General features: G+C 73.7%; 17 protein-coding genes. All 17 read right to left on the reverse strand.

Going from position 1 to position 24,665, the window contains the following annotated elements; genetic code table 11:
• Window positions 1–74 precede the first annotated feature (74 nt).
• Window positions 75–962 carry a sulfotransferase domain-containing protein gene (locus tag AB0C22_RS17280; protein WP_219469702.1) on the reverse strand — a complete coding sequence of 296 codons (888 nt, stop codon included), beginning with the start codon at window positions 960–962 and terminating at the stop codon, window positions 75–77.
• Between the two features lie 64 nt (window positions 963–1,026).
• Window positions 1,027–2,634, reverse strand: a complete 1,608-nt coding sequence (locus AB0C22_RS17285; RefSeq protein ID WP_219469700.1) for a polysaccharide biosynthesis C-terminal domain-containing protein — start codon at window positions 2,632–2,634, stop codon at window positions 1,027–1,029.
• Window positions 2,631–4,817: a hypothetical protein gene (locus tag AB0C22_RS17290; RefSeq protein WP_357535845.1), complete on the reverse strand. Its 2,187-nt coding sequence runs from the start codon at window positions 4,815–4,817 to the stop codon at window positions 2,631–2,633. Before AB0C22_RS17290 ends, AB0C22_RS17285 begins: the two co-directional genes overlap by 4 nt.
• Complete coding sequence (locus AB0C22_RS17295) at window positions 4,810–5,742, reverse strand: glycosyltransferase family A protein (RefSeq protein WP_219469693.1); 933 nt, start codon at window positions 5,740–5,742, stop codon at window positions 4,810–4,812. Before AB0C22_RS17295 ends, AB0C22_RS17290 begins: the two co-directional genes overlap by 8 nt.
• Window positions 5,735–7,372, reverse strand: coding sequence for a hypothetical protein (locus AB0C22_RS17300; protein ID WP_219469691.1), 1,638 nt, complete (start codon window positions 7,370–7,372; stop codon window positions 5,735–5,737). Before AB0C22_RS17300 ends, AB0C22_RS17295 begins: the two co-directional genes overlap by 8 nt.
• A gap of 191 nt (window positions 7,373–7,563) precedes the next feature.
• A complete protein-coding gene (locus tag AB0C22_RS17305) occupies window positions 7,564–9,483 on the reverse strand; it encodes a delta-60 repeat domain-containing protein (RefSeq protein WP_219469688.1) in 1,920 nt (639 codons plus the stop codon).
• Window positions 9,484–9,704: 221 nt separating this feature from the next.
• Window positions 9,705–10,649, reverse strand: coding sequence for a glycosyltransferase (locus AB0C22_RS17310; protein WP_357535848.1), 945 nt, complete (start codon window positions 10,647–10,649; stop codon window positions 9,705–9,707).
• A gap of 90 nt (window positions 10,650–10,739) precedes the next feature.
• On the reverse strand, window positions 10,740–11,579 hold the full coding sequence (locus AB0C22_RS17315; protein ID WP_219469682.1) for a phosphatase PAP2 family protein: 840 nt from the start codon (window positions 11,577–11,579) through the stop codon (window positions 10,740–10,742).
• Between the two features lie 311 nt (window positions 11,580–11,890).
• A complete protein-coding gene (locus tag AB0C22_RS17320) occupies window positions 11,891–13,126 on the reverse strand; it encodes a hypothetical protein (protein ID WP_357535850.1) in 1,236 nt (411 codons plus the stop codon).
• A 115-nt stretch (window positions 13,127–13,241) separates the two neighbouring features.
• Window positions 13,242–14,753, reverse strand: a complete 1,512-nt coding sequence (locus AB0C22_RS17325; RefSeq protein ID WP_357535852.1) for a family 16 glycosylhydrolase — start codon at window positions 14,751–14,753, stop codon at window positions 13,242–13,244.
• A gap of 280 nt (window positions 14,754–15,033) precedes the next feature.
• On the reverse strand, window positions 15,034–15,843 hold the full coding sequence (locus AB0C22_RS17330; protein ID WP_357535854.1) for a shikimate dehydrogenase: 810 nt from the start codon (window positions 15,841–15,843) through the stop codon (window positions 15,034–15,036).
• Window positions 15,840–17,075: an endolytic transglycosylase MltG gene (gene mltG / locus AB0C22_RS17335; protein ID WP_219469668.1), complete on the reverse strand. Its 1,236-nt coding sequence runs from the start codon at window positions 17,073–17,075 to the stop codon at window positions 15,840–15,842. Before mltG ends, AB0C22_RS17330 begins: the two co-directional genes overlap by 4 nt.
• Window positions 17,072–17,533, reverse strand: a complete 462-nt coding sequence (gene ruvX, locus AB0C22_RS17340) for a Holliday junction resolvase RuvX (protein ID WP_208569476.1) — start codon at window positions 17,531–17,533, stop codon at window positions 17,072–17,074. The genes mltG and ruvX overlap by 4 nt, the downstream gene beginning before the upstream one ends.
• Before the next feature lie 72 nt (window positions 17,534–17,605).
• Window positions 17,606–20,284 (reverse strand): alanine--tRNA ligase, encoded by a 2,679-nt coding sequence (gene alaS / locus AB0C22_RS17345; RefSeq protein WP_357535856.1) that lies wholly within the window; start codon window positions 20,282–20,284, stop codon window positions 17,606–17,608.
• The gene (locus AB0C22_RS17350; RefSeq protein ID WP_208569474.1) at window positions 20,281–20,586 is read right to left on the reverse strand and encodes a hypothetical protein; all 306 of its coding nucleotides are present in this window, start codon (window positions 20,584–20,586) and stop codon (window positions 20,281–20,283) included. Before AB0C22_RS17350 ends, alaS begins: the two co-directional genes overlap by 4 nt.
• Window positions 20,587–20,617: 31 nt before the next feature.
• Window positions 20,618–21,079: a DUF948 domain-containing protein gene (locus tag AB0C22_RS17355; RefSeq protein WP_219469662.1), complete on the reverse strand. Its 462-nt coding sequence runs from the start codon at window positions 21,077–21,079 to the stop codon at window positions 20,618–20,620.
• Window positions 21,080–21,218: 139 nt separating this feature from the next.
• Window positions 21,219–21,908 carry a hypothetical protein gene (locus tag AB0C22_RS17360; protein WP_357024742.1) on the reverse strand — a complete coding sequence of 230 codons (690 nt, stop codon included), beginning with the start codon at window positions 21,906–21,908 and terminating at the stop codon, window positions 21,219–21,221.
• Window positions 21,909–24,665: the final 2,757 nt, after the last annotated feature.

Below are 24,665 nucleotides of genomic sequence, written 5' to 3' on the forward strand. Positions count from 1 at the left end.
CCGGCGTCGGCACCCTGTCCGGTCCGTCCCGCCCTGCGGACGCCGAGCTGCGCCGGGCGGGCCGCCGACCGGGTTCACGACCAGTCGAAGCGCATACCCAGTCGTTGTTCCAACGCCGCGTTGTGCGGGGCGAAGTGCACGCTCAACTCTTCCCGTACCTGCTCGGGCATGGCGCTGCTGCGGCGGTGGTTGTGCGCCTCGTACGCGGCGAGCTGGTGCGGGGGCAGACCGAGGAAGTCCAACACCCGGGCGTACGTGGCGGCCGGCTCGGCGTACAGCGTCTCGCTGGGCAGGATCAGCAGCTGGGAACGGTCGAACCGGTCCAGCCACGGCGTCAGGTGCTCCAGGTAGCGGCCCCGGGCCCGGTAGGTGTACCAGTCGTACGCCTCGCTGAAGTACGTCGGGTCGGCGATCAGCTTCTCCCGCTCCCCCGCCGTCCGCTCCTCCTCCCGGGCCAGCGCCTCGACGAAGTCCAACGGCTCCTTGCCCTCCGTGCGCCGCTCCTTCCAGTGCGAGTACGCCCGCTCCACGGGGTCCCGGAGCAGGAAGATCAACCGGACGTCGGGCATCAGCTCGGCTACCCGCTGCGCGGCGAGCGGGTGGAACATGTACAGCGGGGCGGCCTCACCGACGCGGACCGGCCCGCCGTGCCGACGTTCCAGGGCCTGCCGGTGCCGCACGGTCGGGAAGTGCGAGCGGTACCACGCCTCGCCCCGACCCCAGTTCTCCTCGAAGTAGTGCGAGGTCTTGGTGTTCCAGGCCGGGAAGAGCCGGGGCACCAGGGGGTGCGCCAGCAGGTAGCGCCACAGCGAGGTGGTGCCGCCCCGCTTGGTGCCGGTGATCAGGAAGTCGGGCAGCGGCCGACGGTCGCTGGTGCGTTCGCCGTACCGGACCAGCGAGCTGCGTACCTGGTGGGTGACCTGGTGCGGGACCACACCCTTGAGGCGGTCGCGGATCGTCATCGTCTCCCTCTCGTCACGCCGGTTTCGGCCTGAGCATCGTCACGGCGGCCTCCGCCCGAGCGCCTCATGCCGGTTTCGGCCTGAGCATCGTCACGGCGGCCCGGACCGTACCCCGGACCCGCCGGTCCAGCAGCAGCCCGGCGGCGACGACCGCCAGCACCGCCAGGGCCAGCGCCAGACCGGCCACGCCCCGGCCGGCGACCAGCGCGCTGAGCACCGCCACCACGGCCGCACCGCCGCCGGCCCCGAGCGCCGCCCAACCCACCGACCGGGTGAGCAGCGGCTCGCCGATCGCCACCCGGGCGGCGATCGCGGCCAGCACGTTCTCGGCGACCACGCCGGCCGTCCAGGCGTACGCCGCGCCGAGCGCCCCGTGGTCGGGGATGAGCAGGAAACCCAGGCCGACGGTGAGCGCCAGCCCCACCACGGTGGCCTGGAGGTGCCGGGTGCTGTTGCCGCTCATCAGCAGCATGGTCTGCACGATCCCCACCCCGGAGTTGACGAGCATCGCGAAGGCGAGCACCGCCAGCGGGGCGGCCCCGACGGTGAACCCGTCACCGAAGAGGCTGAGGAACCCGGGCGCGAACACCGCCAGCAGCAGGTACGCCGGCCAGGACAGCAGGATGATCACGACGGTGACCCGCCGGTAGACCAGCGCCGCGTCGGCGGTGCGCCCCTGCCCGAGCAGCCGGGAGAGCTGGGGCGCGACGGCCACCCGCAACCCCTGCATGATCAGCAGCCCGGCCAGGGCGTACCGGCCGACCGCGCCGAAGACACCTGACTCGTCCGCACCGGCCAGCGCCGCGGTGAGCAACACCCCGACCCACATGCTGCTCGCGTCGATCGCCGCCGACACCGCCCGGGGCAGCGCGAAGCCCCAGAGGGTACGCCAGTCCGCGCCGTCCGGCCGCAGCCGCGCCCCCGCCAGCACCCCGAGCGGACGCAGCAGCAGGACGGCGGCGGCGACCACGGCCAACGCCACCGGCAGCAGCCAACCGCCGAACCCGACGGCCACCCCGGCCCCGGTGGCGACCGTCGCCAGCAGCAGTACGGGTCGGGCCAGCGGCACCAGCACGTACTGGATGCCGATCACGGCGGTCACCGGGCGGACCGCCCGGACGGCGGCGAGCAGCACGGTCATCGCCACGGTGACCGGCAGGGCGAGGAACGCCAGCCGCAGCAGTGTCGGCCCGTCCGACCGCTCGAAGAAGACCGGGGCGAGCCGGTCGGCGGTGAACGCGCCCACCGTCGCGACGACCCCGGTGAGCAGCAGCACCGGCAGCAACGCCACCGGCAGCAGCCGGGCGGCGTCACCGTCGACACCGGTGCGGCGTCGGGGCAGCGCCCAGACCAGCGCGGTGTCCGCACCGGCGCAGCAGATCGCGCCCAGAATGGAGACCACACCGATGGCGGTGAACAGCGCACCCGATCCGTCGGTGCCGAAACCGCGCACGATGACCACGGTGAGCAGGAAACCCAGCGCGCCGTTGACCGCCGCGCCGACCAGCCCCACCGCGCCGCTGCGGGCGCTGCGGCGGACCTCCCCGGCGCCGCTCGCCGCGTCGGAGGTGTCCGCCACCGGCCCGGCCGGTGCGTCGGCCGCCGTGGCACGGCGGTCGACCTGCCGAGGAGCCGCGGGTGTGGTCCCGGTCCCGGTGCCCGGATGGCTCATGTCCGCTCCCTGCCGTCCTCGGTGCCGGTCTGGTCTGCGGTCCGGGTGGCGGTCCGGACCGGTGGGGTGGGCCCGTCGGGCCGGGCCGGTTGCACCACGGTGGGTGCGTCCACCCCGCCACCCGGCCGGGACCCGCCGCCCGGAGCCGGGGCCGAGGTCGGCGATGGGACCGACGGCCGGGCCGAAGCCTGGGCGGCAGCGGGCAGCGGCGGTGAAAGCGGCCGGGGCGAAGCCTGGGTAGCGGCCGGCACCGACGGTGGGACCGACGGCCGGACCGAAGCCTGGGTGGCGGCCGGCACCGGGTGCGGCGCAGCGGCGGAAGCCGGAGCGGGAGCCGGAGCCGGAGCCGGAGCGGAAACCGGAGCCGGAGCCGGAGCGGAAGCGGAAGCGGGAGCCGGAGCCGGAGCGGAAGCCGGGAGCGGGGGCCAGGCCGGGGCCGGGGCCGACGGCGACGCGCTCCGGCCGGCGGGAGCGGGAGCCGGGTCCGCAGCGGGTGCCGAAGCCGGACCTGGGGCCGGATTCGGAACCGGACTCGGGCCCGGGGTTGGAACTCGGCTCGGGGCCGGGGCCAGCACTGGGGCTGGGGCTGGGGCCGCGGGGCGGGGCGGGACCGGGGTCGGGGGTGGGGTCGCGCCCCGGGGGGCGGACGGGGAAGCGCTGGCCGTGACCCTGGTGGGCGGGGACGGGACGCTGGCGGTGGCTCGGCCACGCGTGGCCGGGGCGGTGCCGGTGGCGCTGGGGGGCGGGACGGTGGCCGATGCCCTGGTCGGCACGGATGCCGTTCCGGTCGCCGCCGTCGGCGGGCCGGTGAGCGCCGCCGTCGGCGGGCCGGTGAGCGCCGCCGTCGGCGGGCCGGAGGCCGCCGCGGTGGGGCGGGGTGCGCGGGGCTCGACGACTCCGGGCGCGAGGGTCACCGGGCGGTTCACCGGCCCGCTGACCGCCGCCAACCCGACCCCGACCGCATAGAAGATCACCGACATGTTGGGGTCGATGTAGGCGTACACGGGGATCACCACCAGGGCGATCACCGGGATCGTGCTCAGCCACTGCCCGGCCGGGGAGACCGCGCTGGCGAGCCGCTTGGCGATCAGCACCAGCCAGGCCAGGAAGGCGACCAGGGCCGGGATGCCGTGGCTGTAGAGCACCTGCCAGATCATGCCCTGGGTGCCCAGCGGCTCCTCGGCGAGCGTGGTGTCGACGCTGTTGGGTGCGCCGTACCCGAGCAGCGGCGAGCGTTCGACGGCCTGGAGGGTACGCACGTAGAGGTCCATCCGGTCGACGTTGGTGTCGGTGCTGCTGACCCGGTTGTCGATCAGCTCCTGCACGGGCACCACCAGGCTGACCACCCAGACCAGCAGCACCAGCCCGCCGATCGAGGCGATCAGCTTGGCGTTGCCCCGTACCAGCGCCCGCAGGCCCAGGTAGGTCAGTCCCGCGCCGAGGCCGAGGAACATGCCCCGGTTGAGGGTCATGAACGCCGGCACCATCGACAGCGGCAACGACACCAGCAGCGCCACCCGGAACTTGCCGGTACGCACCGACGTCAGGTACGCCAGCACACACGGCACCAGCAGCGCGTACGCCGTGCCCCAGTTGTTGGTGTACGGGTAGGGCGCAGCGGTCCGGTAGATCGGGGCGCGCGAGACCGGGTTGAACTCGTTGGCCCGCACGTGGGTCAGCGCCTGGATGAACCGCTCCCCCGACATGCTGCCCGGCAGCAGCAGTTCCATCGGGGTGGTGAGCTGGAAGCGGGGTGCCAGCACCGCCAGCCAGCCCAGGGCGACCACGCCCAGCCAGTACCAGCCGAGGGGGCGGAGCACCTGGGCCCAGGGGACGCCGTCGCGGACCAGGTTGTAGACGTACACGCAGACGATCAGGGCGGTGACCATGAAGCCGAGCCGCAACCCGGAGGTGAGGTAGGCGGTGGCCCGGTCCAGCCGGGTGAAGCTGAGCAGCACCAGCGCCAGCAGCACCATCCAGCAGGCCGTGCCGGCGGGCAACGCCACCCGGCCCCGGGTGACCATCAGGCCCAGCAGCACCAGTCCGAACGCCGACCAGCCGAGGTAGAAGCCGCCGAGCGCCCACCACAGCGGCATCAACCCGAACATGGCCAACAGCGGCCAGGTGGGCAGCGGCGGCAGTCCGGTCGGCGACGTGCCGGCCCGACGCCGCCGGTCAGACACCTCGACCCCGACGCTGGGCCAGTCGGAGCACCCGTTCCCCGGAGAGCAGCCCGAGCACCACCGGGACGGTCACCAGCACCCGCTTCTCCCGGGGGTTGAGCCGGACCACCCGGCCGAGTTCCCGGACCGCCTCCCGCCGCCGTCGGCCGGAGGCGAGCGCGAAGGCGATCTGGCCGTGCAGCCGGGCCAGGCCGGTCCGGCTGCCCGCCAGCTCGGGGTGCTTGTCCAGCAGGTAGCGGGTGGCCTCGACGATGGTCGCCCAGCGGCCGAAGAAGAACGATCCGCCGTGCCAGTCGACCACCACCAGCACCTCGGGCACGATCACCACCGGGCCGTGCGCGGCGATCCGCAGCAGCCACTCGTAGTCCTCGCCGTAGCCGCCGGGCAGTTCCTCGTCGACCGGGCCGATGGCGTCCCAGGTCGAGCGGCGGATCAGGATGGTGCTGGAGTGCACCTCCATGATCCGGTCCTCGACGAAGTCGGGGAGGGTGACCTCGGCCCGGTCGAGTTGGCGTTCCTTGGCGATGCCGGGGCCCTCCAGCCGGATGCCGCAGCTCGCGGCGGCGGCGTCGGGGCGCTGCGCCAGCAGCTCGACCTGCCGGCGCAGCTTCGCCGGCAGCCAGAAGTCGTCGTCGTCGCAGAACGCGACCAGGTCGGCGGTGGCCTCGTCGGCGCCGGTGTTGCGACCGCCGGGCAGGCCCTGCCGGTGGGCGTTGTTGACATAGCGGAGGCTACGGCCGGCCGGGACGTCCACGGCCAGCTCGCGCAGGTCGGTGTGGTCGTAGACGACGATGCACTCCACCGGGCCGGGGTAGTCCTGGCCGAGCACGGCACCCACGGCCCGTTCCAGCAGGCCGGGCCGGTCCCGGGTGGCGATCACCACGGTCACCGGCGGGTGCTGCCCGACGGCCGTCGACTCAGTCACGTTTCTCTCCCGTCACCACGAATCCGACCGGCTCGACGCCCACCGCGCGCAGCCGTTCCACCAGTTGGCTCAGCCGGCCGGTGCGGGTCTTGTCCCGGGCGGCGACCAGCACGGCCCGGCCCTCCCGGGCGGCTCGCACGCCCCGCTCGTCGTGCAGGGCGGGAGGCGCGTCGATCACGGTGACGCCACCGCCGGTCGGGGCGTCCAGCGGGACCAGGTGCACCGCGCCGGACCCGATGCGCAGCTCCTCACCGTCGACCGTGGGGGTCTCCTTGGGCAGCACCCGGGGGATGATCTCGGTCTTGTCCGCCGAGGTGGTGGTGGAGCGGTAGACCCCGCCGTTCTTCGGGTCCTCGGTGGGGAACGGCCGGGGCTTGCGGACCGGCTGGATGATCATGGTGTCTTCCGGGCTGCCCATCGGGGCGGTGGCCGCCGGTGCCGGGACGGCGCTGGGCGCCGGGCGCGGGCGGGGCACCCGGGGGCGGGTCGGTTCGGTGGCCGGGTGGCGGCGCTGGGCGTCCTGGAGCAACGGCCGGATCCGGTCCCGGCTCTCTGGGGCCACCCCGAGCCGCACCTCGTGCCCGCCCTGGGCGAGCGCCGCGGCGATCCCGGCGGTGACCTGTTCGCGTCGCTCGTCGGCGGCGCTGGACAGCAGTACCAGCGGCAGCGGTCTCGGCCCGTCCACCCAGCGGCTCAGGGCCAGCACCAGGTAGCGCAGGTCGGTGTCGGAGAGCCGCCCGGAGCGGTCCCGCCCGACGGTCCCCAGCAGCGGGGCACCGACCAGCGCGGACGCCTCGTCGGCGGTACGCACCCGGCGGTCCATGGACTCCCGGACGAAGGCGACCAGACCGCCGACCAGCAGCCCGCCGAGCAGCCCGGCGACCAGGATCAGCGGGGCGGCGTCCCGGCTCGACGGGACGGGGGCGCGGGCGGCGCTGGTGACCGATCCGGGGCTCAGATCCGCCGAGCCGATCTTGGAACGCTGCTCGGCGAGGGTCGCCAGCTGGTCGTTGAGCGCCCGCAGCTGGTCCAGCAGGGCGCTGGTGCGCGGCGACGGGGTGGAGGAGTTCTGGTTGGCCGGCAACGACCGTTGGGTGGTGGTGCGCTGGCTGGTGACCAGGGCGATCGTGTCGTCGTACGACTTGAGCACAGCGGCGCGCTGGTTCTCGTACATCCCCTTGCGCAGTTCGAGGTACGCCTCGGCGGCGCCGTTCGCGCCGTCCACCGCCTCGGCCTCGCTGTGCCCGGAGTAGCTGAACCGCATCACCTGTCCACCGACCGGGGTTTCCACGGTGAGCGCGTCGGCCACGCCGGTGGTGTCCCGGCCGGTGATCGAGGCGACCTTGTCGATGACCCCGTTGCTGGTGGCGATCCCGCTCTCCGCGGTCATGTTGACCGCCCGGTCGGCACCACCGGAGGGCACCGAGAACGGGTCGGTGACCACCGGGCGGACCACCACGGCCGTGGTGGCGGTGTAGGTGGCGGGAAAGACCAGCAGGTAGGCGGCCACCAGTAACAGCACCAACCCGGTGGCGGCGAGCACCGTGCGCCACCGCCGCACCGGGATACGGGCCAACTCGGCCAGGCCGACCGGGCGCTGCCGGGCGGGAGTGACGTCGGTCACGTCCATCAGTCAGGTCCTCTAGCGATGAGGGGGGTGGGCAGGTCGGCGTGGGCCGGACGTCGGCCCCGGTGCGAGCCGCCGGTCGTCCTATTGTCGCCGACCGTTCACTTATGGTCGACAGCCGACCGGTCCCCTGCGCGACGGGCGGCCCGCCGGTGCCTCGGGGACACCGGCGGACCGCCCGTACCAAAGGTGGGTCAGGAGGTGGCGAAGAACAGCGTCTTGCTCGACCAGTCCACGCCGGCACCGGCCGGCGCGATCTCCACCGAGGCGGCGCCGTCGACGGCGACCTCGTCGAACGGCACGGCGCGCAGCGAGCCGTTGGTGTTGCCATAGACGATCTTGCCGTTGACCCAGGCCATCCCCCGCACGGAGCCCCAGTTCAGGCCCACGCTCGGCAGGGTGAACTCGGTGCAGCCCACCACGTAGCCGTCCGGCTCCAGGTAGCGGTAGAACAACTTGTTGGTGCCGGCCTTGGTGTAGTACATCCGGCCGTCGAGGTAGAACGCGCCGGCCATGGTCGCCGGGTTGAACCAGTCGTTGTAGCCGCTGCTGACCCAGGGTGCGCCCACCGAACCGCCGGTGAACATCGACACACCCAGGTAGCTGCCACCGGCGGCGGTCGCGTCGGTCTTGGACCAGTAGAGCTTGTTGCCGACCGAGAAGGCCGCGCCGGCCGCGGTGAGGTTCGCCTGCGCGCTGCCCGCCGGCGTGCCCAGCGTGCTGCCGTCGAACGGCACCCGGGTGGTCTGCCCGTTGCCGGTGCCGACGTACAGGTAACCCGACGACGCCGTCGGCGCGTTGGTCGCCGCGACCGTACGCCCACCGGCGAGCGGGAACAGGCCCATCCGCCCGTGGTACTCGTTGCCCAGCCCGTCGGAGTCGAAGCCGGCGTACAGGCCGGTGCTGCCCCGCCACAGCTCCCACATGATCGGGCCCCAGGTGGTGGTGCCCGCCGGGGCGCCCGACCGGGTCGGGTTCCAGACCAGCGGCAGGCCGTTGATCGGGTCCAGCGCGCCCAGGCCGAACCGGTTGACCGCGCCACTGCCGGCCGAGTCGTTGCCGTTGGCGTTGCTCAGCCAGCGGAAGTGACCGCCGACGTAGACCACGTTGTCGGCCACCTCGAGGGAGGTCACCGAGTCGGTGCCGGTGTAGTTGACCCAGGTGGCGTCCAGGGCCGTACCCCGGTCAGCGGTCTCGAACCGGGCGATGGCGTCGCAGTACGCCCCGTCGCCCCGGCCACCGTCGGCGATGATCACGAAGTATGAGCCGTCGTCGGAGAAGTCGACGTCCCGGGCGTAGAACGGGAACGAGCCGCTGTAGCAGGGCGCCACGTAGCGCTGGGTGCTCCAGTTGGCGACCGCCGGGGTGCCGTCCAGGTCGACGACCACCACCTGGTTGCGGGGCTGGCCGTTGACCTCGGTGAAGTTGCCCACCGCGACCAGGGTCTTGTTGTCGGGTGCGACGGCGAGACCCCAGACCAGCTCACTGCTGGCCCGGGCGACGCTGGCGTCGATCTGGAAGCTCGGGTCGATCGCACCGGTGGTCGCGTCGAGCCGGGCCAGCAGCGAGTGCTCGGTGCCGTTGACCCAGTGGAACGCGCCCGCGATGTAGAGCTTGTTGCCGACCACGACGGTCCGGCGGACCAGTCCGCCGTCACTGCGGCCGACCCAGCCGGTGATCGTCGCGCCGGTGGCCGGGTCCAGCTGGACGAGGTTCTTGCGGCTGACCCCGTTGACGTTCTTGAACGCGCCGCCGACGATCAGCTTGCCGTCCGGGCTCACCGCGAGGGCGTGCACCGCACCGTCCAGGGTCGGGGCGAAGTCGGCCTTCAACGCCCCGCTGCTGCGGTCGTAGGCGAACAGGTAGTTGCGGGAGGTCCAGCTCGTGCCCCCGGCGGCCTTGACCGAGGTGAACGAGCCACCCACGTAGATCGTGTTACCGATCTCGGCGAACGCCTTGGTGTCGCCGTCCTGCGCGTGCGGAATGTTGTCCGCCGGGTTCGCCGACGTGAGAGTGCTGGTCACCGGGGTGAGGTCCGCCGCGTGGGCGGGCGCGGCCAGCAGGCTGACCGCGAGCACCGGTACGGCGAGAGCGGCGAACCACCGCCGCCACACCGGTCGAGACGTTCTGTGAAGCACTGGCGCCCCCAAAAATGAAGTGAGATCACGCGTAGCTTGCTCTGCCCGGACATTTCGCACCATCAACCGACCGGTCCACTCGACCACCGGCTCGGTCCGGTCCTGCCGTACGGGTCGCGTCCGGGCGACCCACGGAGGACGAGGATTGCGCATCGACCGGCGGGACCCGTCACCGGCCTGCCCGGTCCCGGCCGGCCTCACGCCGGCTCCGCCCACCGGAACGGCGGGACCGTGCCGGTGGTGGTGACCGTCCAGGACGCCGCGCTGGCCAGGTCGTCGGCCGTGACGGCGTCGGCCTCCCGGGCCAGCACCAGGCCCCGCCGGTCGAGTTCCCGGGCCATCTCGACCTGGTGGTCGTCGACGTGTTCGCCGTGCCGGGCCCGGCGCGGCACGTAGACGGCACGGCGGCCGGCCCGCATCGCGGCCAGCGCCGAACCGACCCCGGCGTGGGTGACGATCACGTCGGCCTCCCGCATGGCCTGCTGCATCTCGGCGTGCGGCACCTGCCGGCGGGCCCCGGCCGGCATCCGGGGGATGCGGGTCGACCCCACCTGCCAGAGCACCTCCGCCTCGGGGGGCACCACGTCGACCAGGCGTTGCAGCAGGCGCGGAAAGCCGAAGCGGGACTGGGTGCCGAGGGTCACCACGATCCGGGAGACCGGGCGCGGGGCGGCGGGTGCGGGCAGGTAGCCGTCGAAGATGGAACCGCCGTAGCGCCACCGGCCGCCCGCCCAACCCGGGTACTGGGTGTAGAGCCGGGTCCGGGGCACCCGGGCGACCAGCCGACCGGTCAGCGACGGGCCCTCGGTGCGGGTGGCGCTCTCGATGTAGTGGCAGTCGAGGCCGTGCCGCACGGCGGGCAGGAAGAACGACATGGCGACGCTGGCACCGGTGCTGACCACCCGGCGGAACCGTCCGCCGCAGAGCACCCGGCGGGCGGCCAGCAGATCGCGCAGCGCACCGACCGGGTCCCGGGTGGCGGCCGGCGGCACGTGGATGACCTCGTGTCCGTGGAGCAGCGAGCGGCTCTGCGGGGAGTCGAACGTCGCCCAGACGCAGTCGTCCTGCACCCCGAGCCGGGGCAGCAGATCGTGCAGCTCGGCGAGGTGCCCACCGGTGGAGGCGACGAGGAGGGTGGTCACGGTGGTGGCCCAACTTCCGTTCGAGGAGTGGTGGGGGCCGGGTCCGTCGCGGCGCGGGGAGGGGTAGCGCCGGTCCGGACGGGGAGGGGGTCAGGTACCGGTGGTCAGCCGGTCGGCGTTGCGCGGTGCCGGGTCGGCAGGCGTCCCCGGCGGGCGGACCCGGCCGTCGGCGACCAGCACGGCGAGCACCATCACGCCGGTCAGCAGGGTGCCGAAGAACCAGCCGCCGAAGACGTCGGTGAGCCAGTGCTTCTCGGCGTAGATGCGGGTGTAGCCCTCCACCGTGACCAGCACCGCCAGGGCGGTGACCAGGCCGATCAGCACCCGGCGGGGGATCCGCCAGGTCAGCGCGGCCAGCACCAGGATGGTGCCGAAGGTCATCAGCACCCGGGCGCAGCCGCCGGAGGGGTAGGTGCCCAGGTCGGTCGGCGGGTGGCCCCGGTCGACGACCTTCGCGAGGATCGTCTGGGTGTACTGCTCGACGACGAACTGCAACGGCATCGCCACCAGCGGAATCCACCAGCGGCGGCGACGCCAGGCGATGGCGAAGCCGATCGCGGCCACCACGGTCACCCACTTGAGCGGGTAGCGGTCGCCGATCGGGGAGATGAACAGGTTGACGTCTTCCCAGAAGCCGACCCGGTGGGCGTGCACGTAGTCGAAGACGGGGTGGTCGACGTGGGGTTCGAGTCGGGAGATCGCCTCACCGAGCGGCCAGCAGACGGCGACGACCGCCGCCGCACCGGCCAGCAGCACCACCAGCGCCGCCCCGGTCCGACCGAACGCGGCGGTCAGCCCGGCGAGGGCGATCCGGAAGCGTTCGGCCGTCCGGCCGGTGTCGACGGCCGACGCCCACCGGGCCGCCAGCACCGGAACTGTCAGCAGGGGCACCAGCACGGCCAACACGGCCAACACGTAGACGATGGTCACCTGGGGTCACCGCCGCCCGAACGGCCGGCGGCCGGGGCGCAGGTGACCCCGAACTGATTGACGCGTGACGATCCCATCGTGCTCCCTGATTGTGCCGGCCATCGGCCGGGCCTCCCCACACCCCGGACGAGGTCCCCACGCCGTCCCGGGCCGCACCGACCACGCCGTCGCCGGCCAGTGGTCATCGAGTGGGGCCACCCTAATGGAACGTGAGCCGGCTTCGGTAGCGGCGGTGACGGCAGTGTGGGCTTTTCGCCGTTTTTCCGGTCGGGACCCCGACACTTGTCCCATTCACCGGGAGAAACCGCCGGTCAGGGGCGGGGTGAGCCCAGCCGGTCGGCGAGCGTGTGCAGCAGTGCGGGATGCAACTTCGCACTCCAGCCGCCCCCGCCGGCTGCCAGTTCCGCCGTCCGCAACCACAGCTCGACGAGATATGCGTCGGCGACGAATTGACGCCCCGCCGGGTCCAGGCCGAACGCCGGGCCGTGCCGGTCCAACAGCTCGACCATCTCGCCGGTCGCCCCCGCCACGTCCCGGCCGGCCAGCGACAACGCGCTCTGGAAACCCTGGTGGGCGAGGTCGAGCCCGAGGGGCCGGTCGGCACCGCTGTTCTCCCAGTCCCAGACGACCAACCGGCCCCGGTGCCGGCCGAGGTTCCACGGCACCCAGTCGCCGTGCCAGTGCCCGAACTCCACCGGCCGGTCGCCGTCACGGTCGACGAGGGCGGCCAGCGCCCCGACCACCGGACCACCGGCGGTCGCGGCCCGCGCGGTCACATCGGCCAGGAACGCCGAGCCGCGCAATGGGCGGCGGGCCGCCGCCGGGCCACCGCGGCGGGCCACCGCCAGCATCGCGGCCACCTCCGGGCGCAGCGGGTGACGCGGCCGGCGGATCCGAGCCGGCATCGGCTCGACCAGGGTCACCGCCAGGTCACCCCAGCTCACCTCGTCCAGCAGCCGGGGCACGTCCGGGAAGTCACCGCCGTCGCGGGGCAGATCCCGCAGCGCGGCGGCCTCCGCGCGGACCATCGCCCGGGTCGCGTCGTTCCACCCGATCTTCGCGTACGCCCGCGCGGCGCCCCGGTCGTCGAAGAGCTGCAACGTCGGCTTGTGGTGCGGGTCCGGCGGCCGGATGCCGATCGCGGCGTGCAGCGGTCGGCCAGCCAGCCGGCCCAGGTGCTCGGCGAGCAGCAACTCGGCCGGATCGGCGTCGGTGGGCACCGCGACGGTCAGCACCGGCATCCGGGCCAGCCCGGTCGCCCCGAGCCCGGCCAGCATCCCGACGGCCAACCGGTTGGCCCGCACCCGGGGCGGGCGCAGCGCGTTGTACGCCAGGGTCGACGCCGCGCCGACCCGGCGGGAGACGAGCGGGAGCAGGAACCTGGCCCGCTCCACCGAGGGCACCACGGCGTACCGGACGGCCGGGCGGTGGGTGGTGGGCACCGGGTCGGCCGGACCGCCGAGCCAGAGCCGGGGGTCACCGAAGATGGCCCGGGTCACCCAGCCCAGGCCGTCCTGCCGGGTCCGTGGGTCCGCCACCGCCGTCATGCCCTCTCCCGTCCTCGCCCGAGCGCCGCGCGCTGGCGGACACGATAGGGGCAGCGGGCAAGCAGCCGCCCGGCGGGCCGAGGCCCACCGGGCGGCGTACGGTGCCCGGTCCGGGTCAGCGCTGCCAGACGCGGACGTAGTCGACCCGGAAGTCGGCCGGGAAGCGGGTGGCCGCGTCGGGGTCGCCCAGCCAGCCGCCGACCTGGAAGTTCAGCCGCAGGTTGAACGGCTTGTTGAACGCCTCGTCGAACCACGGGGTGGTGCTGCGGTCGCGCTGCCAGACCTGCCGGCCGTCGATGTACCAGCGGATCACCCCCGGCTCCCACTCCGTGGTGTACGTGTGGAAGCCGTCACCCGGGTAGCCGGTCGGGAAGTCCCACCGCTGGTCCTGCTTGACCGGTGTGTAGTCGTAGAAGATCGCCTGGGTGGCGGCCCCGTGCAGGGACGACCCGCCGGGCAGCTCCACCACGTCGATCTCGCCCTTGCCGCCGTCGTCAGGGCGCAGCCAGAACGCCGGCCAGAGGCCCTTGGAGTCGGTCGGCCCGTTGGGCGACTTGGCCCGCATCTCGAACCGGCCGTAGGTGAACGACGCCTTGCCGATGGTGTCCAGGTAACTCTGGGTGTACTGCCGGGTCTGCGAGCTGCACACCGCGGTCTCCCGCTGGGCGCGCAGGGTCAGCACCCCGTCGGCGACGAAGGTGTTGTCCGCGTCGTCGACGTTGCAGCCCTTGTCGATGTCGCGGCCCTCGTTGTCGCGCAGGTTCCACCGTTTCAGGTCGACGGTGGGCCCGGTGAACTCGTCGGACCAGACCAGCCGCCAGCCGGGCACGTCCGTGCCGGGGCGGACCGTCGGCGTGGGGCGGGGGGCGGCCGTGGTCGGCGCGGGCGGGCCGACCGTCCGGGTCGGCGACGGCGACGGCGCCACCGTACGCGTCGGCGTGGGCTTCGGGGCGGCGGTGGTCGGCGGGGCCGTGGTGGCCGGTGGCCGGGTCGGCGGCCGGCCGCCCCGCTGGTAGGTCACCACCAGGCTGGGCCGGATGGTGGCCTTCGTGTTCTCCCGGGACGCCCAGTAGATGCGGGTGTTCCAGTTCTCCTGGGTCAGGGCGAAGGTGACCTGGCCGTTGCCGCTGACCGCGCCGGAGACGTCCCACTCGTTGTAGCCCTGGGCGACCCGGTCGACGGTGGCCAGCGCCGGGCCGAGGACGGGCCGTTCGTGCCACGCGCCGGTACCGACCGCGGTGCCCTCGGCGGCGTGCGCCCGGACCCGGGAGGTGAACTGCTGCCAGGCGTACACCCGCAGGGACGCCTTGACCTTCACCGCGTCGGCGGGCAGGCCACGGACCTGGAACTCCAGGACGGCGTCGCGCTGGCCGACCCGGTTGCCGTCGCAGAGTTGCGGGCAGCTGGCCAGGGTGGTCTTGACCCCGTTGTCGCCGTCCTGCGGGACCTGGGTGGCCGTGGTGTCCGCGACGGCGGAGAGCACGATCGGCGGCACCTCGGCGGCGATCAGCGGCATCATCGTGGCCACGATGCCGCCGACTGCGGTGACGCTCAGGACACTGAGGACGACCGCCTTGCGTCGGCCGGTGATGGCCGGAAGGGCGCGGTGGATTCCGTGCCTGCTCAAGGAACTCTCCCCGGGTGGGCGACGATTACCGGCAGCAGCGTAACCACCACGGGCGGCTGTGGCAGGGGTGAAATCAAGGTGGCGACAGGACTTAACCAAAGAATAAGGCAGCCGGGGTTGCTTTTCGGCGGGCGAGCAAACGAATGCCGGCTTCCCGAGGTTACGCCTGATTGACCGGAAAGTCGGCGATGCGGTTCGCCGTCATCCTGGCCGCTCCTGACCGGCCGGGCAGGGTCGCGGGGAACGCCGGCCGGACCGGCCGGCCCGGCGGGAGGGCGGGTCAGCGGCGGGCCGCCGCCAGCGCCGCGCGCATCGCCTCGACCGGTGCCGGCACCCCGGTGAACTGGGTGAACTGGCCGACGGCCTGGGCCAGCAGCAGATCCAGCCCGGAGAGCACCTGACGGCCGGCGGCCAGCGCCGAGGCGGCCAGCGGGGTCGGCCACGGGTCGTACAACGCGTCGAAGAACACCGTGGACGGTCCCCAGTCGACCCCGTCCGCCAACGGGTCGGCGACCCCCTTCGGCACGGTGGAGACGACCAGGTCGGCGCGCAGGTACGCGGCGGCGTCGGCCCAGGCCACGGGGACCAGCTCCACCCCGACGGCCGCCGCCACCGGCCGCAGCTGCGCCACCGCCGCCGGGCGGCGGGCCACCACGGTCACCGTGGTCACGCCGAGCCCACCGGCGGCGGCCAGGGCGGCCCGGGCGGTGCCCCCGGCGCCGAGCACCGTGACGGCGGCCCCGGCCGGCACCCCGGCCGAGGTCAGCACGGTCACCATGCCGGAGACGTCGGTGTTGTCGGCGTACCAGGAGCCGTCGGGACGCCGTACCAGCGTGTTGGCCGCGCCGACGGCGGTGGCGACCGGCGACGCCCGGTCGGCCACCGCGAGCGCGGCCTCCTTGCCCGGCATGGTCACCGACAACCCGGCCCACTCCGGTCCCAGGCCGGCGACCAGGGCCGGCAGCTCCTGCGCCCCGCACTCGATCCGGGTGTACGACCAGCCGTCGAGCCCGGCCGCGGCGTAACCGGCGTTGTGGATCACCGGGGAGAGGGAGTGCGCGATCGGCCGGCCGAGCACCGCAGCCCTCACCGGCAGTTCTCTCCGCTCAGCACGCCGTTGGTGCACATCTGGCGTTGCAGGTCACGGAAGTCGGCGTCGGTCGTCCCGTAGCCCATGGTGCCCTTCTTGTCGACGGTCATGAAATAGACCCAGGTGCCGTTGGGCGGGCTCATCGCCCCCTTGAGGGCGTCCTCGCCGGGGTTGCTGATCGGGGTGATGGTCAGCCCGTCCGCGCCGTGCGTCCGGTACGGGTTCTTCGGGTCGTTCAGCTCGGACTGCTTGAGGATGTCGGAATCCTTCGGGTTCTTGCCCTGCAACCGCAGCCAGTAGTTGATCGCGCTGTCGATCTCCAGACACTTGCAGTGGTAGCGGTCGGTGTAGACCCGGTTGTAGATCACCCGGGCCACCTTCGGCATGTCCACGTGGTTGACCGACTCGGCCTGCGCGATCGACGCCGTGATCAACGCCTCGTACGGGGAGATGCCCCGGTCGGCCTCGACCGTCTCGACGAACTTCATCTCCCCGGTCACGTCGAGGAACTTGTCCACCATCAGCGACAGGATCTGCGGGGCGGTCGCCTTCGGCGGCAGCTCGTAGGTGGCCGGGTAGAGGAAGCCCTCCAGGCTCCGTGGCCCCTTCTTGCCGTCCTTGCGGTTGAACCAGAACTCCGGCACGCCCAACTTGACCGGGTCCTTCGCGGCGGCCTTGAACTCGGCGACCGGGATCTTGGTCTCCTTGGCCAGCAGGTCGTAGATCGCCAGGGTGATCATGCCCTCGGGGATGGTGATCCCGTTGACCACCCGGCTCTTCGGATCCAGCAACAGGGCGAGCGCGTCGGAGGCGCGCATCTCCTTCTTGACCTTGTACCGGCCGACCTGGATGTTCTTGCTGAGCGCGTTGTCGTCGGCCGCCTCGACGAAGGCCTTGGTGCTCTTGACCACACCGGCGTCATAGAGGGAGTTGCCGATGTCGGTGGCCGTGTCGCCCTGCTTGACGTCGACCAGCGCCTCACCGGTGCCCGGGCCGTCGAAGTCCGGCGTGATGAAGTGGTTACGGATCCGGTCGAAGCCGTAGAAGGCCCCGCCCCCGATGCCACCCAGCAGCACCAGGGCCATGAACAGAGCGAAGATCGTCTTCAGGTGCCCGCCGCCCGACTTGCCGCCACCCGACGCGCCGTTGCGTCGGCTGACGAAGCCACGCCGGTGCCGGCCCTTCTCCCCCCTCTCCTGCTCGTCGAACCCGAGGTCCAGATCGTCGATCATTCCGTCCGCCTCCGCTGCGCTTCCAGCCAGCTCTGCAGGATCTCGACCGCGGCGGCCTGATCCACCACCGCACGTTGGCGCTTTCCCCGGACGCCACGCTCGGCAAGCCTACGAGACGCGACGACGGTTGACATCCTCTCGTCGGTGAGCGTCACCGGAACCGGCGCTATCACCTCGGTCAACCGGCGCACGTACGCCAACACGTGCTGGGCCGCCGGCCCCTGCCGGCCCGCCAGATTGACCGGCAGCCCGACGACGACCTCGACGGCCTCGTGCTCGGCCACCAGCTGCGCGAGCTGCGCAAGGTCACCGGGCACCGCGTCCGGGCCGGTGGTCAGATCCCGGGCCAGAGTGACCAGCGGAGTGGCCAGGATCCCGTGCGGATCGGAGCGGGCCACCCCCACCCGGACCTGCCCGACGTCGACACCCAACCGGACCCCCCGGGACAACTCACTCACCGTCGGTCACCCTCCCCGGTGACGAGCCAGGGCGGACCAGCTCTGGTCCGCCCTGGCTCGTGCGCTGATCCGTCACGCGTCGGCGATCGCCTTCTCGACCGTGAGCAGCAGCTTCGGCGCCTCGGCGGCGGGCAGGCCACCACCCTGCGCGACGTCCTGGCTGCCGCCACCCCGACCGGAGAAGGCCGCCTTCACCAGGTCGTTCGCCGCCAGACCACGGCCACGGGCCGCCGCGTTCACGGCCACCACCAGGGACGCCTTGCCGTTCGATCGGGCCGCCACCGCCACCACCGCCGGCCGCGCCGGATCGATCTTGCCGCGGATCTCCTGGGCCAGGGTCCGCACGTCGTTACCGGCCGCGCCCTCCGGCGCCTCGGTGCCGACGTACGCCACCCCGCCGACGTCCTTCGCCTGCCCGGCCAGCGCCGCCGCCCCGCCCAGCACCAGCTGGGCGCGGAGCTTCTCCAGCTCCTTCTCGGCGTCACGCAGCTGCGTCACGGTCTGCTCGACCCGGTCGGCGACCTGCTCACCGGGCACCCGGAACAACTCGGCGAGGCGGGACACCAGCAGGTGCTCACGGGCCAGGAAACCGAACGCGTCCATCCCGACCAGCGCCTCGATCCGGCGCACGCCCGAACCCACCGACGCCTCGGAGAGGATCTTCACCAGGCCGAGCTGGGCCGAACGGGCCACGTGGGTGCCGCCGCACAGCTCCCGGGCGTAGTCGCCGACCTCGACGACCCGGACCCGCTCGCCGTACTTCTCGCCGAACAGCGCCATCGCGCCGATCCGCCGCGCCTCCTCCTGGGTGGTGATGAAGGCGTTGACCTCCAGATCCGCCAACAGCACCTCGTTGACCTGCTGCTCCACGTCGTGCAGCACGCTCGGCGACACCCCGGTCGGGGTGTTGAAGTCGAACCGCAGCCGCCCCGGGGCGTTCAGCGAGCCCGCCTGGGTCGCCGACTCGCCGAGGAAGTTGCGCATCGTCTGGTGCACCAGGTGGGTGGCGGTGTGCGACCGCGAGATCGCCCGCCGCCGGGTCACGTCGATCTCCGCGTAGCCGGTCTCGCCGGCCCGCACCTCACCCCGGACCACCTTCGCCCGGTGCACGATCAGACCCGGCACCGGCTGCTGCACGTCGAAGACCTCGACCTGACCGGCACCGACCGTGATCAGCCCCTGGTCGGGCTGCTGACCGCCACCCTCGGCATAGAACGGGGTGGTGTCGAGCACCAGCTCGACGGTGTCACCCTCGACCGCCGCGCCGACAGTGACGCCACCGCTGAGCAGCGCCCGCACCCGGGTCTCCCGGCTCAGCTCGGTGTAGCCGGTGAACTCCACCGCACCACCGTCGTCACGCACCGACCGGTATGCCGACACGTCGGTGTGCCCGGTCTTGCGGGCCTGCGCGTCGGCCTTGGCCCGGTTGCGCTGGTCGGCCATCAACCGGCGGAAACCCTCCGCATCGACCTGGAGGCCCTGCTCGGCGGCGATCTCCAACGTCAGGTCGATCGGGAAACCGTACGTGTCGTGCAGCTGGAACGCCTGCTCACCCGACAGGGCCGGCTTGCCCGCCGACCGGGTCTGCGCGATCGCCGTGTCCAGGATCGTCGTCCCCGCCCGCAACGTCGACAGGAACGCGTCCTCCTCCGCGTACGCGTACTGCGAGATCCGGTCGAACTCGGCCGCCAGCTCCGGGTACGACGGGGACATGCAGTCCCGGGCCACCGGCAGCAGCTCCGGCAACGCCCGCTCCTGCCAGCCCAGCAGGCGCACCGCCCGGATCGCCCGCCGCATGATCCGGCGCAGCACGTAGCCGCGCCCCTCGTTGCTCGGGGTCACCCCGTCACCGATCAGCATCAACGCGGTCCGCACGTGGTCGGCGACCACCCGCAGCCGTACGTCGTCCGGGTGCGACTCGCTCGCCACGTGACCCGAGTGCGCGCCGTACCGCTTGCCGGTCAGCTCCGCCGCCCGGTCCAGGATCGGCCGCACCTCGTCGATCTCGTAGAGGTTGTCGACGCCCTGCAGGATCGAGGCCATCCGCTCCAGGCCCATGCCGGTGTCGATGTTCTGCGCCGGCAGGTCACCCAGGATCGGGAAGTCCTCCTTCCCGCTGCCCGGACCCCGCTCGTACTGCATGAAGACCAGGTTCCAGAACTCCATGTAGCGGTCCTCGTCGACCGCCGGGCCGCCCTCGCGGCCGTACTCCGGACCCCGGTCGTAGAACAGCTCCGAGCACGGGCCGCACGGCCCCGGAATGCCCATCGACCAGAAGTTGTCCGCCTTGCCCCGGCGCACGATCCGCTCGGCCGGCACCCCCACCGACCGCCAGATCTCGAACGCCTCGTCGTCGTCGAGGTAGACCGTCGGCCAGACCCGCTCCCCGTCCAGCCCGTAACCGCCCTCGGCGACCGGCTTGGTGACCAGGTCCCAGGCCAGCGGGATCGCCCCGGACTTGAAGTAGTCTCCGAAGGAGAAGTTGCCGTTCATCTGGAAGAACGTGCCGTGCCGGCTGGTCTTGCCGACCTCGTCGATGTCCGGCGTACGCAGACACTTCTGCACACTCACCGCCCGCCGGTACGCCGGGGTCTGCTGCCCCAGGAAGTACGGAACGAACTGCACCATGCCGGCGTTGACGAACAGCAGGTTCGGATCACTGATGGCGGGCAGCGGAGCGGACGGCACCACGGTGTGCCCGTTCGCCTCGAAATGGGCGAGGTACCGCCGCTTGATCTCCGCCGTCTTCATCGCTGGTGCTCCTCCGGAAAGATCTCTCGGTCACCGATACGCGGGTCCTCCCGCAGCTCGGCGAACTGGTCGTCGAACGCCTCACCCCGGGCGAACGCCTCGTGGATCTCCTGTTCGCGCTCGGCCATCCCGATCCGTACGTCCTCCACGAAGCTACGCAGCGACTCGACCAGACCGCCAGCGGATTCGGACAGCCCACTGGCGATCCCGGCCGGGGTGTACGCCTGGGCGGTCCGGGTGGCCTTGCGGACCACCACCACGCCCACGGCCAGCCCGATGCCGAGCCAGAAAAGTCGCCTCATGTGTCATGCCTCCTGTGCGACCCGGGCCGGGTCAGCTGTTGCCGCGCCGGGCGGCCCGACGCTGCTGCTTGATGGTGTCGCGCACCTCACGCTCGGTCTCCGCGGTACGCCGCGCCGAGGCGGCCCGGCGGACGCCGTACCCGAACGCCGCCACCTTCACCAGCGGGTTCGCCGCGGCGGCGGAGACGACGGTGGCCAGGTTCGCCACGTTGGCGGTGACGTTCTGCGCGTGGTTGGTCATCGTGTCGACCTTGGCGAGTTGCAGGTTCACCCCGTCGAGGGAGGTCTGCACCTGCTCCAGGGCGACGTTGACGTTCTTGACCGTGGTGTTCACGTCCCCCAGCAACGGGGCGGTCTGCTCGTTGAGGTCGTTGATCATCCGGGTCGTCGCGTCCACGGTGTGCCGCAGCCGCAGGATCGGTACCGCCAGCACGAGCACCAGCATCAGGAACGCGCCGGCCGCGATCAGCGCAGCGATCTGTCCACCATCCACGCATGTCCTCCTCAAGCAGGGTTCCGGGGCCCGACGCCCCGGAACACGCGACCCGGGTCGCGGCGTGACCCGCACCGGGTCGATCGGGAGCAGGCGGGCCTGCCAGCCCCAGACCCTACCGTCCGTGATGGAAGCCGGCTCAGGATGGTGAAGGTGTCGGGCTGCCGAGCGGATCGTCGGTGATCGTCGGGAACGGGTCCTCACCGGTCAGTGACGGGTCGGTGCTCGGCTGTGGCCGGGTCCGCTCGTCGTCGATCGCGTTGCGGACCTTCACCGACACCAACGAGCCGGTGCACTCCCCCGCCGCGGGCGGGACCGGGGTGGCCGGCGGTACCGCCGGGTCACCGCTGGCCTGCGGTGCCGCACAGGTCGGCTCCCGCACCCACAGGTCGAGGGTCAACTCGTCGCGCCGCCAGCAGGTGTAGCTGCCCTTGGCCGGCTGTTCCGGGCACCGGGTCACCTTCCACGGCCGCCAGCCCTGCGCGCGCAGGGCCTGTTCGTAGACCTGGGTGGTCTCCTGCGGCGCGCGGTCGGACTCCACGGTGCGCTCCCGCAGCCGGCAGTCCTGCAGGCACCAGCGGCTGCCACTGACGTTGTCCACCGTCTCCACCGTCGCCCAACCCGGCACGCCCAACTCGTCGAGGGTGCCGAAGACCGGGTCCCGGCTCAAGGTCCGCATCCCGAAGAAGGCCGGGAGCGCCCCGAGGAGCAACGCGCTGGCCAGCACCAGGATTCCCAGCCGCAGGCGACGCCGGTGCCCGGTCCGGCGACGCGGTTCGCCACCGGTGTCGTCGGCGCCGTCGGGCTCGTCCTGCGTGGGCGAACGCAACGGCGCCCCGGCCGACCCGTCCGGATCAGACCGGGCCCCCTGCGGTGGCGTCACCCGGGCCACCCCGGGGCCGTCGACCCGACCGGAGGACGGGCCGGCCGGAGCACCTGCCGGCTCCGTCCGATCGGGGGGGCGCACCGGAGGTGCTGCCCGGCCCACGGCGTCCTGCGGGCCGGCGACCGGTCGTCCGCCCGGCGCGGTGGCCCGGGCGACAGCCGCCGCCGCGACGGCCCCACCCGTACCGGCGGGTCGGGCAGCGGACCGTGGCCCGGCGGGCCGGCCGCCGTCCGCACCAGCCGCCCGATGCGGATCGTCGGTGATGGCGGGCGGTCGGGCGACGCCGGTGACCGGGCCGGTGGCGGGACCGTCCGGGCGGGCGGTGCCGGTGACCGACCCCTCCGCACGGGCGGTGCCCCGCGACGACGTGCCGGGACGGGGTGCGACCTGGTCGGACGCGCCGGGCTTGGCCGCCCTCGGGTCAGGCTGCGCCGCCCTCGGGTCGGACGCGCCCGGTCGGCGTGCGCCCGGTTCGGGTGCCCCCGGCTGCGGGGCCGGCGGGGCGGGGGCGTCCGGACGTGGCCCGCCCCCGGCGCGTACCTCGTTGCGGGGCGCGGCGGCAGCGTTCGGACCCGGTGCGCCGAAGCGGGGAGCGCCGGAGGTCGGTGCCGTCGCGGCACCGTCCGGACCGGCGTCGCGGGACGGTCGGGCCACCGGCGGCGGGCCTGCCGGGCGCGACCCGCCCGGGACCGGCGCGGTGCCGGGCACCGGGGCCGAGCCGCCGACCCGGGGGCCACCGGACACCGGACCGGGACCGGCGGGGCGCGCAGCCCCCGCAACCGGCGGGGTGCCAGGAACCGGTACGGAAGCGGTACCACCGGCCCGGGGGCCGCCGGACCCGGGATCGGAGCCACCGGGACGCGGACCCCGAGCCGGGTCGGGCCCGGGGCGGGCTGCACGGACCGGACCGGGGTCATCGCCCACCGGCCCGGGACCGGCCGGCCGCTCGGGCGGGACCGGCCGTGCCGTCCCCCGAGCCGGCCCAGCCTGCTCCGGCCGATGCGGGTCACCGTGCTCCGGCCGGCGTGGGCCAGCCTGCTCCGGCCGATGCGGGTCACCGTGCTCCGGCCGGCGTGGGCCAGCCTGCTCCGGCCGATGCGGGTCACCCGGTCGCCCCCGACCAGCCGGGTCGGCCGGACCAACGCCGCCCGGCGGGGTCGGCCGACCACCCGGTGGGGTCGATCGGTTGAGCACCCGCAGGGCGGGGTCGGTGTGTGAGGTGCGACCGGCCTGCCGCAGCCAGTCCGCCGGCCGATCCGGCCGGTCGCCACGGGGCCGCTCGTCCTGGGCGGGACCGGTCGGGACCGGTCGACCAGCCGCCGTACCCTCGTCCGGCCGACTCCGCCGGCCGCGCGACTCGTCGAGGGGCGGGCGACCCTGGGGATCGGACTCGTTCCCGGTCCGGACATGCCACTGCCCTGACGGCTCCTCACCGTCCGGGCGGTTCCGCCGCCCCCCGGGCCCGTCGCCGTCCGACCCGGGACGGTGGTCCGCCGGCCCGCCGTCCGGACCGGACCGTCGGCCCGGTGGGGGGGCGATGTCGGTGGGCGGGCGGCGACGCCCGTTGTCGTCGTGGGCAGCCGGACCGGACCGGCCGGTGCCGGGAACGGACGGCGACGACGGAACATCGGGTGGGGTCGGCGCGGCCCCGGGTAGCGGTGGCGCGTTGCCGGTCAGCGGCACCACCGGTTGGTCCGGTTCGGCGGCACGACGACGGCCTGCCCGCTCGCCGGCCGGCCGGCCACCGGGATCGCGCACTGGGGTGGGCGGCGCCTCGGCGCGGCGGACCCCCCCGGCCCTCTCGGGCGGAGGGTTACCGCCCGGCGGGGCCGTCGGGGCGGTACGGGGGCCGCCGGCAGTCGGGTCCGGTAGTACTCCGGCGCCGGTCGGGGCACCCACCCCGGCGCGGGGTGTGCCCGCCGGCTGCGCCGCAGCGGGCGCGGGACCACCGGGCCCGGGGCCGGGCCGGTTCGCCGGTTCGACCGGACCGGGACGTCGCTCTCTCGGCCGGTCGTCCGGCACGGTCCGGCGACCCCGCAGGGAAGGACCATCCGCTGCTGCCGCCCCCGACCGGTCGTCGGGTACCGCCCGACGGCCCAGGGGTGGCCCGGCGGGTGTCGGGGCACCGTGCGAAGGCCCGGCAGGCGTCGGGGCACCGGGACCGACCCATCCGACAGGTGGTGCCTGACCGGGTGGCACCGGCCGGCCGGGAGCGGCGCCGGGGACCGTCGCCCGGCCGGGGGCCGGGACCGCAGCCCGGCCCGGACCGGAACCACCGGCGGTGGCGTCCGGGTGGGATGCCTGTCCGGGCCGCTGCGGGCCGGGGTGATCGGCGGACGCCTGGCCCGGCCAGGGCCCGGCACCCGGACGCGGATGCTGCCCGGAGGGTGCGGACCAGCCCGGCCCGCGCACCGGTGGGGCAGCCTGGGTAGCGGGGTGTGCCGGCCCCGGTGGAGGTCCGTCGGGGCGGGCGGGACGGGGCGAATCGGTGCCGGCTGACGCCGACCCGGGCCGGGCGGGGCCGACCGGCGGCAGCGGGGACGGCCCACCCGGCTGCGGCGGGCGGGGGCCACCGGATGTCGGCGTCTCCCGCCGCGGACCCGGTGAACCGGCCGGCGGACCTGTCGGAGGTCCGGACTCCGGTCGGGCGCCCGGCTGCTGCTGCGGCCGAGGCTCCGGCGGGGCCGGCTGCGGCCGGAG

It is taken from the genome of Micromonospora sp. NPDC048894 (genome assembly GCF_040649765.1).
Taxonomy (GTDB): Bacteria; Actinomycetota; Actinomycetes; order Mycobacteriales; family Micromonosporaceae; genus Micromonospora; species Micromonospora antibiotica.

Excerpts from the sequence above, each read along its gene's own strand:
- AB0C22_RS17350 (WP_208569474.1), bottom strand. The coding sequence starts at position 20,586 with ATGAGGCGACTTTTCTGGCTCGGCATCGGGCTGGCCGTGGGCGTGGTG.
- AB0C22_RS17320 (WP_357535850.1), bottom strand. The coding sequence starts at position 13,126 with ATGACGGCGGTGGCGGACCCACGGACCCGGCAGGACGGCCTGGGCTGG.
- AB0C22_RS17280 (WP_219469702.1), bottom strand. The coding sequence starts at position 962 with ATGACGATCCGCGACCGCCTCAAGGGTGTGGTCCCGCACCAGGTCACC.
- alaS (WP_357535856.1), bottom strand. The coding sequence starts at position 20,284 with ATGAAGACGGCGGAGATCAAGCGGCGGTACCTCGCCCATTTCGAGGCG.
- AB0C22_RS17300 (WP_219469691.1), bottom strand. The coding sequence starts at position 7,372 with ATGGACGTGACCGACGTCACTCCCGCCCGGCAGCGCCCGGTCGGCCTG.
- mltG (WP_219469668.1), bottom strand. The coding sequence starts at position 17,075 with ATGATCGACGATCTGGACCTCGGGTTCGACGAGCAGGAGAGGGGGGAG.
- AB0C22_RS17285 (WP_219469700.1), bottom strand. The coding sequence starts at position 2,634 with ATGAGCCATCCGGGCACCGGGACCGGGACCACACCCGCGGCTCCTCGG.